Consider the following 289-nt stretch of genomic DNA (forward strand, 5'->3'; position numbering starts at 1 on the left):
GCTAAGACAGCTAGGATGTTGGCTTGGAAGCAGCCATTCATTTAAAGAGTGCGTAACAGCTCACTAGTCGAGGAATTTGGCGTGGATAATAATCGGGTATCAAGTTGTCTGCCGAAGCTATGGAACCTTTAAGGTTGGTAGGGGAGCATTCCATTCGGCGTTGAAGGCGTGGCGCGAGCCACTCTGGAGCGTATGGAAAAGCAAATGTAGGTATAAGTAACGATAAAGGGGGTGGGAAACCCCCTCGCCGAAAGACTAAGGTTTCCTGATCAACGCTAATCGGATCAGG

The 289-nt window shown here is 49.1% G+C and carries 1 rRNA gene; it reads left to right on the forward strand.

Annotation, left to right across the window (positions count from 1 at the left end):
• Nucleotides 1-289 (forward strand): 23S ribosomal RNA (locus I6E11_RS14910); the annotation flags it as partial.

The sequence above is a fragment of the Bacteroides caecigallinarum genome (assembly GCF_021531075.1).
GTDB lineage: Bacteria > Bacteroidota > Bacteroidia > Bacteroidales > Bacteroidaceae > Phocaeicola > Phocaeicola caecigallinarum_B.